Raw genomic sequence first — 14,108 nt, forward strand, 5'->3', positions numbered from 1 at the left:
TTTGGCTTTATTCTGCTGTTGTTTGAAATCCTGTCAAACTTCGATAGTATGACAAACCTAATATTATAACGACTATACCAGTGATAACTAAGAGTAAACTAGTTAGGCCATTATGGTTGATTGAAGTAACTATATTATTAAAGATTTCTCGACCCCAACTTGTTTTTTGAACGCTGAGATAACCACCACCGATGATTGCACCAACTACTGACATGAAAGTTTGAGTTGCTTCGGGACCGTGCTCTAACTGGTAGGGAACAATAATAAGCAGTATTGCCAAAATTATGATGCCGACTAAATATGCTTGCTGGAAGATATCGGTTAATGTTAAATTCCAATTTTGCCATTTAGCGATGATCCAAGTTGTACCAATCATAGTTAGAACAGCTCCGGAAACATTGCTAAATAGTAGAGCATATTTTTGACGAATATAGGTTTTCTTCGTAATGGGTAATGTTAGTAGAAATTTCAAACCGCGATTCTGTTGATTGGCGCTGAGTAGTGAGAGCATCAGCATACTGAGCATGACAGCAAAGATACCCATACCAATTTCGATGCCCCAACGACCAAATAAAATTAAGCAAAGAGTTGCTAAAATCCAAGTTAAACCAACCGCTAGACGTTGCCTTTTAAATAAATAATAGTCTTGTAGCCATAGTCCTCTCATGCGACTGTAACCTCCTTAGAGCTACCAGTAAAATTGAGCAGCAAATCATCAACACTTGGTGTTTTAATAGTAGAAATATTAGTGAAGTATGCTCGATTTGTAGTTAAACAAGTCACTTGATTACCATTGGTCCAATGATCAATCAGTAATGAATTATCGACTTGTAAAAATTGATTATTTGAAATAGTGAAGATACCATATTGTTGTTTAATAACGTTTAAATCTTCTTGTAACTGGAGGTTTCCGTCAGTAATTAGAATAACGTTTTCGGCTAAAGCATCAATGTCGCTAGCAATATGTGAACTAATCAAGATTGTCGCCTGAGGATATTTATGATGATAAGTTTTAATCAATTTAATGATAGTTTGACGTACGGTGACGTCTAATCCAGTTGTTGGTTCGTCAAGAACAAGTAGAGTTGCTTTATGTGAGAGTGCTACGAGCAGTTTTAGTTTAGCTTGCATACCAGTTGAAAAGTTTTTAATTGGCTGAGTAGTTGGTAAGTTAAGTTGTTGGCATTGAGTTAGAAAGTCAGCTGAAATCGTATTTGGATAGAATGATTTTAACAACTGATTGATTTCAGTAATAGTTAGATTTTCGTTGAAGCCACTGTCTGGAAAGGTTGCACTGATGGATTCTGGATTTTTAGTTATCCATGTTTTTAACGGTTGATTGTTTATAGTTAAAGTTCCATGGTCTGGCGTGGTGAGATTTAACAAAAGTTTGAAAAAAGTTGTTTTACCAGCGCCATTTGGACCTAAAACGACTGTTATTTTTCCAGTAGGGATGTTGAGTGATAAATCTAATTTAAAGTTTGGATAATGCTTTTGAATGTGATCAATGGTCAGCATTATAACCACCTCGAAGTTACAAATTTAAATAGACAACTAATTTTGGGCCTGCCCATTCAATCCATTGAAGAACAGCTGAATTAAGTCTTGCAATACTTCTGGATCGGTAATGGTAGTTTGACCTAAATTGAAAAATGCTTGAATATAAATGCGCAGGGCTTTGGCAGAATGTTGCTTACTAATGGCACCACTATTAATACCTAAATCAATTAATTCCGACCAAAAAGTGTCCAATTTGGCTAAATAGTATGAACTGGTCTCCGGATGACCTGTTTTACCTTGAAAATCGTCAGCAGCATAGCGAATATAATCAGGATTTAATTGTTGACTGAGTTTCATTTGATTAGCCATCATTTTCGATAATTTAGTCTGAAAATCGATTGTCTCATCGTGCAAGATAGTTGTATTAGTTGCAATTCCTGCATCAATATCTGCTAAGTAAACCGCATGTGCAAGTTCATTCTTGTTGGGAAAGTACTTGTAAAGAGTTCGCGTTGAAACATCGGCCTGTTTAGCAATTGCTGTGATACTGGTAGTTTGGACACCATCTTGTTTAAAGAGCTTGGCAGCAGTGTTTAGAATATTTTGTTGGTGGACCTGAGCATTTAATTCTCGTTTAGTTGTCATATTTATATCCTTCATTATAGTTTAAAAGTAAAATATATCAATGCAAATATTTTACTTTTTCAGTTTTAAATGATTATCTTAATTTTAATTCAAGATAGAAAAATTACTAGAACATATTTATACCCAAAATTGTAATCGCTGACTATACTCATGGTACCAAGATGATTTTTTATTAGAATTGTCGTGGTTAAAAATTAAATAAGTTATTTTTCTGTTTGGATGTGATCTCAAAATGAATATCAAATTACAGGAATATGATAAAAATAATATTACTCAAAGTATGATTGATGATTATCATCTTAATCCCAATGATAATATCGGTGGTCCACAATCAATTATTGAACGCAGTCGAACCAATCTTCATATGCAGCCAATGATGATTCTTGATAACGATAAATTGGTCGGATGTTTCTGCCTGCATACTGATGATGGACCATTGCTATATGATGGGGATTCGCAAACGGATATTTTGGTACGATCCTTCTCAATCGATAGTCGTTACCGTCGTCGTGATTATGCCTTAATAACATTGCTGAAACTATCTGAATTTGTTTATTTCAATTACAAGCAAGTTGATCGAATGATTTTAGGAGTTTCTCCGACTAATCTAGCCGCTCAAGAGCTCTATCTAAAAGCTGGTTTCGTATATTCAAACAAGCGAGTACACGAAAAGTTAGGTGAAATTTATATTTATCATAAAAATATTTAAAATAGTGACAAGCCGTATAGCTAGGTATTATTTTGATAATTTCGATGTACAATTATTTAATTAATTGTCGATTGGAGATAACACATGACTGATACCGATACGAATAGAATTACGATTCAAAAGTATTTTAAACTGTCTGACTATGCTTCAAGTGATATGAATTCTTTAAAAGCAATTATCGATTTGTTTAGTGATGAGGCAAAAATTAACTCTGGTATGAATGAAACGGCGACAAATAAAAGTGAAATAGCTGATTTCTTTAGATCATTTTTTGGACGCAATCAGCAATTGAAACATCTGTTTGAAATTAGGGATGTCGACAATAATTATCAGACCGAATGGGTCGTAGCTGGTTTGAAGAGTGATGGCACATTGTTTTCACTACATGGGTTTGACTATTATCAATTTGATGATGCTGGTAAAATCGTTGATTTGAAGGTTGTTATTTCATAAATAGGTGACAAATGTGATTACATTTCGAATAATAAGGTAAATAAGACAGGTCAATCCGGTTTCGGGATTTGCCTGTCTTATTTGTGTTTTGGTTCTCGTTCAAGTCTATGTTCCAAAATGATTTTAAGCTTTCTTCTTTTTGAATATAAATGCAGTTACTAAGCTAGCAAAAATCATTGGATATTCCAGTGAATACATATCTAAAAATGAATTATTTAACTTATTGTGTAAGTGATTTTTTATATTGCGTGTAGTATGTGTAATTTGACCATTTAATTTTGTTACTTTTTTATCAACGATAGTTGTGATTTGTTTTTTGATGGCAATATCAGTGGATTCAGGTAAAGGAGTACCCAATGCATTTTGTTTTTGAGTAACAATATTGGTGTATTCAACATTGATCATTTTGTCCTTTTTGCTGTTATTAATTGTGTTGCTTTTGACTTTATTAGAACTGTCTACGTTATTGTTATTACTTGAGATTAATTTGTTGTGCAAATGATTTTTAATAGTTGTCTTAGAATTATTTGGAATATCTATCTTATCAACTTGACCAATTGCATAGTTATAAGTTTCATGTTTGGCATCAGTTATGTTTCCATTTAGCATTGATAAAAAGAGTGCTATTCCAATCATAATTCCGATATTTCTCATAACATTTAGCACATTCTGTCCAGCGGTCAATTCAGTTCCTTGTAGTTCAGCAATGCCAACAGTTAAAGCTGGACCACTGATGAACCCAATTCCGAAACCGATAATAACATCAATTATGTATAACTGATTCCAATTATTTGTCACATTTAAGTTGCTTAACATATAGATACCAATACCAGATGCTAAAATTCCGGTTCCAATTAGGATTCTATTTGAAATTTTACCAATTAAGGAAATTGACAATGGATTGAAGATTAGCATGGCGACTGACATTGGAGTTATTAATAAGGCTGCCTTCAGTTGTGATACATCAGTAATTTTTGTTAAGTAAGTTGGGATAATTCCAATGAAACTAGCTAATGTGATAAATGCAATTAAGATACTTGTTATTGAAGCTATAAAATCGCGATTTTTAAATAACTTCATTGGAATAATTGGATCATTAGTCTTTATTTCCCTGAGAATGAACAATAATAATAGAACGATTGAGCTAATCCCACATCCGAGTGTCTTAAAGCTTGCCCAACCCCAATCACGACCATCAACCAAGGCAGTTGTCATTAGTAGTAATGTTCCAACGATTAAGGATGTACCAATGGTATCCAATTTAACACTCTTCGTTATTTCATTTTTCATTGATAATGTGGATAGGGTACTTATTAGTAGAATAATGACGATTGGTATATTGATGACGATTGGTATATTGATGAGAAATACCCAGTGCCAGCCGAAATATTGTGAGATAATGCCACCAATGGCTGGTCCCATAGCAGAACCTAAGGCCTGTGTTACACCAAGGATAGCAATAACTTTAGCACGACGCCCTTTACTCACAATATTTAAAGATATTAGCATTGCAGCAGGTAGCATTGTGGCGGCACCGATACTCTGGATTGCACGACCAATCAATAGAATATTTAGATTAGCTGAAGTGCCACTAACAATGGAACCAAATAGGAAAACTAATAGTGCTAGATTAAGAAGCTTGACTCGACCGAACATATCTCCTAAACGTCCGACCGGAATTAACAATGATGCAAAGAGAATTGTATAAATATTAATTGACCATGATAGGTTAGTTAGTGATACGTTAAAAGCCGTCTGAATTTTAGGTAAGGTGATATTCATAATGCTCGTATCCAAAATTACTAAAAATCCAATAATGGACATTGTAATAATTATTGCATTTTTTTTGCTTGTACTAATATTTCTCATGATTTTTACTCCCGTTCTTTTCTTGTTTCGAGAGCATTATTATCCAAATATTTATAAACAACCATCAACAAACCCATAATCGTAATAAATTTGAGGTGAATGTAATGTATAGAGACACATCAACAGAAGTTGTAACGCGGATGCATAGACAAACAGAATATTGGATCAAGGATTCTTTAGTTGATCTATTAGATATTTATAGTTTTGATGAAATTACTGTTAAGCAAATTGTTGCTACAGCTAAAATATCACGACCAACTTTTTATCGTCATTATTCTACTAAGGATGATGTTCTTGAAGATTTAGTTAATGACATTATTAGTGGATATATTGAGAGCACAAATAATAATTCAGTACTTGAGTTTGATAATGTATTAGAAAATTATTTCAATTATTTTGAGAGTAAGAAAGATACTATGCGTATTTTGATTAAGGCTAATCTGGCAGATTACTTTACATCGGCTTTTACTAAGAAATTTATTGTCGAAATAAAAGATACTCCAGCTCCATGGAGAAAATGGGATAATGATTTGCAAGTAAGCATAGGTGTTCAATTTGCCACTGGTGGACTTATCAATGTTTTGATTGGTTGGATTGCTACAGATTGTAAAATCAATAGTAAGATAATGATTCAGGAATTGATGACGACCATTCAAGGATTGGGGTAAATAGTTAATCTTAGTTTTTTATGTTTAAATCAAATAGAGACCGCAATCGAATTTTAGATTGCAGTCTCTATTTGTCTATAAATATACAAAATTACCAAATGTGTTTAAGAAGAATTCAATTTAATGCTGTTATACAAAAAACTGCCGTATTGACTGAACAAATAGAAAATAGTTGTAGAAAAATTCAAATAAATGGCATTATAATTATGGTTATTTTTAGTATAAAAAACTCGTAAACTAAATCCATAAGAGTATGTTAAAGTTAATTTTAAACAGTTGTATTAATACCCTCAAGGTTCGATGTTCAGATAACTATTGTTGTGACAAAGATTGATCAATGAGTTAAATAGTTGATATACGGAGTAATTACACATATAATTACAATACGATGAGAGGAGAATAGTCATGACTGTTAAAACACGTAAACAAGGCAATTCAATAATGATCACAGTACCTTCACAATTTAAGATTGGTGAGAATGTTGAATACAATCCAGTTTTGGATGATAACGGAGTACTGTCTTTTGTTCCGGTGCACAAAAATTTATTTGATCAACATCCTGAATATGATTTAAGGTCTGCGATTAAGTCCATGAATATCGGTGATAACGGTAAGGCTGTTGGTAAAGAGAATGTCTGGTAATGATGATTCCCCAAAGCAAGGAGATATTGTTTGGATAGATGCTGAACCACATGCTGGTCACGAATATGGTGGTCATGATTTTAAAGACAATATTCGTAGACCGATGTTAGTTATTAGTTCTGACACGTATAATAGGAGAACAGGTATGATTACTGGTTTTCCGATTACATCTAAAATACCAATAGATTTTTATGCTTCTTTGAAGTTAAAAAATGATAAAATTCATGGATATATAATTCTTAGTAATTTATTAGGTTATGACTTTTCTGCAAGACATGGGAAAGTTGTTAGTCATGTGGATAAACAGTTAAAAGAGCAGGCTCTGAGTGCGATAAGAGATATTTTTTCTGTTTATTGAATATTAAGATTGTTCATCTTTTGATGTGTGCCCCAAGTTTAAGCTAAACTTTGGAAGTACACATCTTTTTTATATTTGTTTGGAGTATCTTGTTTATTTTTAATATGAAGTATAAAAAATGGCAATTTGTATACTTCACCATTAAATAGCTAATAATGAACGAAGCAGCAAAGAATAAAAACGAAATCTCTGAATTTTTTAGATCATTCTTCGATTGCAATAAGTAATTAATTCATATTTTTGAGACTAGAAGTATCAATGATGATTACAAAACAGAGTGGGTAGTTGCTGGATTAAAGAGTGATGACACACTATTTTCTTTACACGGATTTGATTATTATCAATTTGATAATGATGGTAAGATTGTTGATTTAAAAGAGTAATTAAATAAGATCCAATACCTAGATGGTTGATGGGTTCTTTCTTAAACCTGGTTAGTAAAAATAAAAGAAGTTGTTTTCTACTTGATTGGTTAATCAAGAGGAAAACAACTTCTTTTTGACTATCTCCTTTATGGAGGCACAAATAGTACTAAATCAAGTTCAGTATTTCTGTTAAAAAGGCCCAGTGGGATAACCTTATAACCAAATGTGAGAAAGAACCAATTTTTTTCTAAGCTTCTTTTGTATAGGCAACCAAAATAGATGATGATCAACTTGAAAGTGTAAGTCAAATTCATGTTTATCTAATTCTTCGCCATCCATTTGGCCAAATTGTTTGGGCGTATTGCGAAGTGTAAAGTCGTTTCGTTCAATGTGCCAAACATTCTTATCTTGTAAATGGGAGCCGTCAGTTAGTAACTTACTCAAAAGTTTTACAAAAGTCATGCCGGTAATCTTTTTAACAACCACCAAATTTAGGTGATGATTGAATGGATTGGCAGTTGGGTCAATCGCAAAGCCACCGCCAAAGTAGGGATGATTAGTTGCGACAACAATATAAGCTGAATCGAAATGCTTCTGGTTTTGTCCATAGTCCACATCTAATACGAAAGCAGGTTGACGTTTGATGGCCTTTAGCAGATTAGTTAAGTAGGAGAGTGTACCAAGTCGCAATTTATTTAGAAATTCTTTACGTGCCGAATGATTGGTATAGTAAACTGTACTGGCATCAAATCCTATCCCAATGTTATTAATGAAGTAGTGATAAAAAGTTGGTCCAGTTGCTTTACCAATATCAATTTTTCGAGGTTGTTCCAGTGACAAGATAGCTTGCATCAAAACAACCGGATCTTTAATCTTCAATTTGATTCCACGGCTAAAGTCATTTCCTGAACCTCCGGGAATATACCCTAAAGGCGTGTCAGGATAATTGGACTCCTTAACACCATTAACACACTGGTTGAGTGTACCATCGCCACCAATGACGACGATTTTAACATTAGGAGTTTGCTGATTAGCTAACCCCTTGGCAATTCTGACACCATCGCCATCTTTTTTTGTTAAGTGGATCTCATAGTCTAAACTGATTTGGTCAAGAAAGTTGGTTACTTTTTTACAAGCGCTCTTAGCGTGCCCATTACCAGCATGATAGTTGAGAATTATTTCAATTTTAGTTGTTTTAGTCATTTTAAATACCTTTAATTTGGGTGAGGTCTCCAGAGTTGCAAGTGTACATCTACTATGCAACGAATACTTTCAGCTCTTTTGACTGATTTATATATAATTACTTTAAAGTACAATTATATAACTAAACTCATAATAAAAAAAACGTGGACGGAAAGAGGTCAAAACAAAAAAAGAAGATCAAATGATCTTCTTTAGATTGAAGTTCCTATTAACATTGGTAGAATAACAGGATTTCTAGCTGTACGTTTGTACAAGAATTCTTGTAATCCTTCAATAATGACACGTTTTAAAGTAGCTTCAGTAACTTTTTCATCTTCTTCGTCGAAGGTGTTCTTGATCAAGTGGAAGACACGTTTTTGTGCTTGGTTGATCAATTCACCAGACTCACGCATGTAGACGAATCCACGTGACAAGATATCTGGACCTGCTAAGACGATGTGCTTTTGATAATCGATTGTAGCTACAACGACAACCATTCCTTCTTCAGAAAGAACTTGACGGTCGTGGATAACAACGTTACCGATATCACCAACACCCTTACCATCGACGTAAACATCACCGGCAGGGAAGTGACCAGCTACATGAGCTGTATCTTTTGTAAGTGCTAAGACATCACCATTTTCCAAAAGGAAGGAGTGATCTTGTGGCACGTCACACAATTCAGCTAATTCAGTGTGAATCTTCAACATTCTGTATTCACCGTGAATTGGCATGAAGAACTTAGGCTTCATTAAACGAAGCATCAATTCTTGTTCCTCCTGACCACCGTGACCAGAAGCATGGATGTTGTTAACTTTACCATGAATAACTTCAGCACCAGCTTCAGAAAGTTGGTTGATCAAGTGGTTAACACTGATTGTGTTACCAGGGATTGGGTTACTTGAGAAAATAACCGTGTCGCCTGGTTGAACAGTAATTTGTCTGTGAGTACCGTTAGCGATACGACTCAAGGCAGCTAATGGTTCACCTTGTGATCCAGTACATAAAATCAAAGTTTCATTAGCAGGTGTCTTGTTCAAAGCATGAGGGTCAATCAACATGTCGTCAGGGATATTTAAGTATCCTAGTTCACGACCATTTTCGATTGCACCTTCCATACTTCGTCCAAAGACAGCAATTTTACGTCCTTGTTGAATCGCAGCATCCACAGCTTGAGAAATACGATAAATGTTTGAAGCAAAGGTAGCAAAAATGATACGGCCTTGAATTGTTTCAAAGATTTGGTGGATTGTTAAACCAACGGAACGTTCTGACTTAGAAAAAGTTGGAATTTCAGCGTTTGTACTATCTGATAGGAGACATAAAACACCTTTAGCACCAAGTGCAGCCATCTTTTGTAAGTTAGGGGAAGGTAATCCGGCAACTGGAGTTAAGTCGAACTTAAAATCACCAGTTTCAACAATGATTCCTTGAGGTGTATGAACAGCAATACCTAAGGTATCAGGGATTGAGTGAGTTGTTCTAAAGAATGAAACACTTGTCTTAGGGAATTTGATAACATCATCTTCGTGTAAGACGTGCATTTCAGTTGTTCTTAGTAAGCCGTGTTCTTCCAATTTACCTTTAATCAATGCACAAGCTAGTGGACCGGCATAAACTGGAATATTGGGAAGCTGTTGGAGAAGATAAGGGATACCACCAATATGATCTTCGTGACCATGGGTGATAAATAGACCCTTAATCTTGTCTTTGTTTTCTACTAAGTAACTGTAATCGGAAATGACATAGTCAATTCCTAGAAGTTCGTCTTCTGGAAATTTAATTCCGGCATCAATAACGATTAATTCGTCTTGATATTGAACTCCGTACATATTTTTACCGATTTCGCCAAGGCCCCCGATGGCAAAAACAGCAACTTCATTATTTTTTACTTTAAACGACATTAATTAAAACTCCGTTAGTTTAAAATCAGGGCTCTTCTTCTCGTACTCTAAATGCTTTTCGTCGAGTTCCTGAATAAATTCAATTTCGTAGTTAGTGTTATTTTCAACTGCTTGACGTGCCTCAATACTTGAAGCAGCATCCATGTAAAGTGAATGTGTAAATTCACGACGGGGGTTATCTAGTTCACTTGTTTGATATAAAACTTTATAAATCAATATTAAATTTCTCCTTTAATCGAATTAAATGAAACAAGTCAGTTTCATTTGACGTTTTTTCCAGTCCATTTGTGCAGTAATCAATAGATAGCACAATTCTACCATATCTAATAGGGTAAGTATACTTACAACAGTATTACGAAATAACGACTGTACTTGGGTCGATATCAAATGGTGCAGTCTTACTAATCTTGTCATAGTATAGGTGACCATTTAAGTGGTCAATTTCGTGTTGGCAAACGATAGCTGGGTAATCTCTAACACGTAATGTTTGTGAGTTACCTTCAAAGTCATCATATTTAATAGTAATGCGATCAGCACGTGGTACAAAACCAGGGACATCCTTATCAACTGAAAGACAACCTTCACCTTCAGACAAAGCAGCTCTTTGAACTGAGTTTCTGGTGATAACAGGATTGATCAACGTAATTTTAAGTAGAGGCTTGTCAGGGTCATCTTCATTAGGAACCAAAACACTAGCCATCATTTCTGAAACGCCAACTTGAGGAGCAGCTAAACCAACACCAGCACGTAGTTGATGTTTTTCAGCGTATTCTTCATCTTGACTCTTAACTAAATATTCCATCATGTTGGCAGCTAGAGCTTTATCTTCTTCACTCAGTGGAAATTGAACCTTTTGAGCAACTTTTCTTAAAACGGGATCGCCATCACGGACGATATCTTTCATAAAATACATAGTTTCCTCCAAATGTTTAATTGTACAAAAATACCTTAGTATATCTATTATAGATTATTTTTCTCTGAAAATAGAAATAAATGACAAAATTTTTGGTGGTTTTGTTAAATAAAACGTTAACAAAGGACTGCCGCTTCCGGCTGTACGAAATTGAAGCTAGGTTCTTTCTTTGATGTTTAGTTTAATTTGTTGAATGGCTTCTACTTATATTATAAGAATTAATTGTAGTTTGTTCTAATGAGTAGCTGTTTCAATTTTGGCTTAATAGAGAAATGAGTTAATTCTTACGTAATATTATTTATATCCAAATATAAGGTAGGATTTAGCGTCTTGGTGTTAGTGATGTAGCCTGCAGTGGCAGTGGTGTTAGGACGAGTGATTTTCTCGTTCTTACAGCACAGGACGTCTTTTGAAATTCGAGCGGTCTTCTCGAAGTTCAAAAGCGAGACTTGAGACCTTGGCTCAAGTCGGTCCCACAGCGGCGAAATCACTAACACCAAGACGCGGCATTCTAAAGTGAGCCAAGCATATTTTATAGGTTATATCTTTGTGATAATAATGGCTAAGATGCTAAAATATTAAGTGTATATGTTACCGATTTCATAAGGTTACATAAAAATGCGTATCATTGGAGGCTAGCTAGATGAAGTTAATTGATTTTGGTGTCAGAGAAGATGAGAAACAGTACATTCAGGAATGGTCAAAGGACAATGACATTGAAGTAAAAATTGTCACTGATCTTTTGACCCCTGAAACAGTCAAAATGGCACAGGGATACGATGGAATCGTTGCTTATCAACAATTGCCATATGATGAAAAGATTTTTGACACGATGAATGAATATGGAATTCATGTTATTTCATTGCGAAATGTTGGTGTCGATAATGTTCCTATTGAAGCTTTGAAGAAAAATAATATTCGTTTAACTAATGTGCCAAGCTATTCACCCGAAGCAATCGCTGAATATTCAGTTACTGGTTTGATGGCTCTTTTGAGAAACATGAAGCACATGGTTCGGAAGGTTGATCAACATGATTTCCGTTGGGTACCTGATATTGGTCGCGAGTTGAACCAATTGACTGTTGGTGTCGCTGGTACCGGAAGAATTGGTCAAGCTGCAATTAAAATTTATCAAGGATTTGGCGCAAAAGTCATCGCTTTCGATAAATTTCACAATTCCGAACTGGAAAAACAAGGACTTTATGTCGACAGTCTTGATACATTACTGAAGGAATCAGATGTTGTAACACTACATATTCCTAGTTTGGGCAAGGGTCACACAGTTATCAATAGCCAGTCAATTTCAGAAATGAAAGACGATGCTATCGTGATAAATACAGCTCGTGGAGACTTGATTAATACCAAAGATCTCTATGAAGCAGTAGCCTCAGGCAAGTTATATGGTGCTGTTTTGGATGTTTATGAAAACGAAGTAGGAATCTTTAACTCGGACTTAACTGACGAAGAATTTTCAGATGAATTATTGGAATTAGTTATTAAGAGTCCAAGATTCATTCTAACGCCACATATCGCCTTTTATACGACTAAAGCTGTTAAGAATATGGCGACAATTTCCTTGGATTCAATGGTCGATGAACTCAAGAATGGCACGTCTGAAAACGAAATTGATTTAAATAAATAGTTAGCTTTTTCACAATCGCGGTTTAAAATTTTTTTGATTGCGGAATGCCCAAACTACTTGTTTTTTAGCAGATCAATGATAGACTAAAATTATATGAAAGCCCTTACAATGTTCACAAGGGATGAGTTTTTTTTATGAAAGGACTGTGAAGAATGGCAAATAAACCAATTGTTGATTTTGAAGCGCTTAAAAATAACTTATCAAATGTTTCAAAACCTATTCAAGTTTTGAATGAAAATGCTGAAATAACAGATCAAGAGATCTTTGATACTTTTTCAGATGATGATTTAGTTGAATTCATGAAGAAGATGGTTTGGGAGCGTGCATTACACGAACAAACAATGAACTTTTCACGTCAAGGACGTATGGGATTCTACGCACCAACTGAAGGTGAAGAGGCTTCAGAGATGGGGACTGTTTTGGCAATGAAGAAACAAGATTATTTGTTGCCCGCTTATCGTGATGTTCCACAATTGATTCAACACGGTGCTACCGTAACTGAAGCATATCTTTGGTCAAGAGGTCACGTTGTTGGAAACAAGTTCAAAGCTCGTTCAATGATGCCTCAAATTATTATCGGTGCAGCTTATGTTGAAGCCGCCGGTGTTGGACTAGGAATCAAGAAGAACAAAGAAGAAGATACAATTGCTTTCACATATACAGGTGATGGTGGTACTTCTCAAGGTGATAGTTATGAAGGAATGAACTTTGCCGGAGCTTATCAAGCACCAGTACTTTTCATTGTTCAAAATAATGGTTTCGCTATTTCTACACCACGTGTTAAGCAAACAGCTGCTCCAACATTAGCTCAAAAGGCTGTTGCGGCAGGTATTCCTAGTGTGCAAGTTGATGGTATGGATATCCTCGCTTGTTATGCTGTTGCTAAAGCTGCTCGTGATTACATGGTTGCTGGTAATGGTCCAGTCTTAATTGAAACTTTGACATATCGTTTCGGAGCTCACTCAAGTGCGGGTGATGATCCAAAGCGTTACAGAACTAAGGATCAAGAACAACCTTGGTTTGAAAAAGATCCATTGATTCGTTTGAGAAAAGTTCTTGAAGATAAAGGACTTTGGTCAGAAGAACAAGAAGATAAATTAGTTGATGAGTACAAAGCTTCATTTAAGGAAGCTATTAAGGAAGCTGACGAAGTTCCTGCTGATAAAGTTTCCGACATGTTGAAACGTACATTCGAAATTCCAACTCCAGAAATGAGACAAGAGATTGATAAATTTGAAGCAAAGGAGTCGAAGTAAAA

General features: G+C 35.0%; 15 protein-coding genes. 7 read left to right on the plus strand and 8 right to left on the minus strand.

All coding sequences use genetic code 11. The features are described 5' to 3' along the window. Window positions 1-7 precede the first annotated feature (7 nt). The 3 genes from AAA923_RS03840 to AAA923_RS03850 are packed head-to-tail and all read right to left on the minus strand — an operon-like array spanning window position 8 to window position 2,145. Complete coding sequence (locus AAA923_RS03840) at window positions 8-667, minus strand: ABC-2 transporter permease (protein ID WP_338214689.1); 660 nt, start codon at window positions 665-667, stop codon at window positions 8-10. Beyond that, window positions 664-1,518, minus strand: coding sequence for an ATP-binding cassette domain-containing protein (locus AAA923_RS03845; protein WP_338214691.1), 855 nt, complete (start codon window positions 1,516-1,518; stop codon window positions 664-666). The genes AAA923_RS03840 and AAA923_RS03845 overlap by 4 nt, the downstream gene beginning before the upstream one ends. A 36-nt stretch (window positions 1,519-1,554) precedes the next feature. Then, window positions 1,555-2,145 carry a TetR/AcrR family transcriptional regulator gene (locus AAA923_RS03850; protein WP_338214693.1) on the minus strand — a complete coding sequence of 197 codons (591 nt, stop codon included), beginning with the start codon at window positions 2,143-2,145 and terminating at the stop codon, window positions 1,555-1,557. 232 nt (window positions 2,146-2,377) lie between these two features. Here AAA923_RS03850 and AAA923_RS03855 point away from each other — a divergent pair, with 232 nt between their 5' ends. After that, window positions 2,378-2,854, plus strand: a complete 477-nt coding sequence (locus tag AAA923_RS03855; RefSeq protein ID WP_338214695.1) for a GNAT family N-acetyltransferase — start codon at window positions 2,378-2,380, stop codon at window positions 2,852-2,854. An 84-nt stretch (window positions 2,855-2,938) separates the two neighbouring features. After that, window positions 2,939-3,307 carry a nuclear transport factor 2 family protein gene (locus AAA923_RS03860; protein ID WP_338214697.1) on the plus strand — a complete coding sequence of 123 codons (369 nt, stop codon included), beginning with the start codon at window positions 2,939-2,941 and terminating at the stop codon, window positions 3,305-3,307. Window positions 3,308-3,430: 123 nt separating this feature from the next. On the opposite strand, the gene AAA923_RS03865 is transcribed toward AAA923_RS03860, so the two are convergent. Beyond that, window positions 3,431-5,176 (minus strand): MFS transporter, encoded by a 1,746-nt coding sequence (locus tag AAA923_RS03865; RefSeq protein WP_338214699.1) that lies wholly within the window; start codon window positions 5,174-5,176, stop codon window positions 3,431-3,433. 104 nt (window positions 5,177-5,280) lie between these two features. On the opposite strand from AAA923_RS03865, the gene AAA923_RS03870 reads away from it, so the two are divergent. The 3 genes from AAA923_RS03870 (at window position 5,281) to AAA923_RS03880 (ending at window position 6,844) form a co-directional block, all read left to right on the plus strand. Further along, window positions 5,281-5,844: a TetR/AcrR family transcriptional regulator gene (locus AAA923_RS03870; RefSeq protein WP_338214701.1), complete on the plus strand. Its 564-nt coding sequence runs from the start codon at window positions 5,281-5,283 to the stop codon at window positions 5,842-5,844. 405 nt (window positions 5,845-6,249) lie between these two features. After that, window positions 6,250-6,486, plus strand: coding sequence for a type II toxin-antitoxin system PemI/MazE family antitoxin (mazE, locus tag AAA923_RS03875; RefSeq protein ID WP_338214703.1), 237 nt, complete (start codon window positions 6,250-6,252; stop codon window positions 6,484-6,486). Beyond that, on the plus strand, window positions 6,476-6,844 hold the full coding sequence (locus tag AAA923_RS03880; protein WP_338214705.1) for a type II toxin-antitoxin system PemK/MazF family toxin: 369 nt from the start codon (window positions 6,476-6,478) through the stop codon (window positions 6,842-6,844). Before mazE ends, AAA923_RS03880 begins: the two co-directional genes overlap by 11 nt. A 578-nt stretch (window positions 6,845-7,422) precedes the next feature. Here AAA923_RS03880 and AAA923_RS03885 read toward each other — a convergent pair. The 4 genes from AAA923_RS03885 to def all read right to left on the minus strand — a co-directional run bounded on the left by AAA923_RS03885 (window position 7,423) and on the right by def (window position 11,208). Then, entirely contained in the window at window positions 7,423-8,412 is a 990-nt protein-coding gene (locus tag AAA923_RS03885; RefSeq protein WP_338214707.1) for a diacylglycerol/lipid kinase family protein, read from the minus strand. Window positions 8,413-8,603: 191 nt separating this feature from the next. Next, on the minus strand, window positions 8,604-10,295 hold the full coding sequence (gene rnjA / locus AAA923_RS03890) for a ribonuclease J1 (RefSeq protein ID WP_041499446.1): 1,692 nt from the start codon (window positions 10,293-10,295) through the stop codon (window positions 8,604-8,606). Window positions 10,296-10,298: 3 nt separating this feature from the next. After that, window positions 10,299-10,511: a DNA-directed RNA polymerase subunit epsilon gene (locus tag AAA923_RS03895; RefSeq protein ID WP_338214711.1), complete on the minus strand. Its 213-nt coding sequence runs from the start codon at window positions 10,509-10,511 to the stop codon at window positions 10,299-10,301. A 136-nt stretch (window positions 10,512-10,647) separates the two neighbouring features. After that, window positions 10,648-11,208 (minus strand): peptide deformylase, encoded by a 561-nt coding sequence (gene def / locus AAA923_RS03900; RefSeq protein WP_041499444.1) that lies wholly within the window; start codon window positions 11,206-11,208, stop codon window positions 10,648-10,650. A gap of 643 nt (window positions 11,209-11,851) precedes the next feature. On the opposite strand from def, the gene AAA923_RS03905 reads away from it, so the two are divergent. Together AAA923_RS03905 and pdhA are read left to right on the plus strand one after the other, a co-directional pair. Further along, window positions 11,852-12,850, plus strand: a complete 999-nt coding sequence (locus AAA923_RS03905) for a D-2-hydroxyacid dehydrogenase (RefSeq protein WP_338214713.1) — start codon at window positions 11,852-11,854, stop codon at window positions 12,848-12,850. A 152-nt stretch (window positions 12,851-13,002) separates the two neighbouring features. Next, window positions 13,003-14,106, plus strand: coding sequence for a pyruvate dehydrogenase (acetyl-transferring) E1 component subunit alpha (gene pdhA / locus AAA923_RS03910; RefSeq protein WP_041499442.1), 1,104 nt, complete (start codon window positions 13,003-13,005; stop codon window positions 14,104-14,106). The last annotated feature ends 2 nt before the right edge of the window (window positions 14,107-14,108 follow it).

It is taken from the genome of Companilactobacillus muriivasis (genome assembly GCF_036246245.1).
Taxonomy (GTDB): domain Bacteria; phylum Bacillota; class Bacilli; order Lactobacillales; family Lactobacillaceae; genus Companilactobacillus; species Companilactobacillus muriivasis.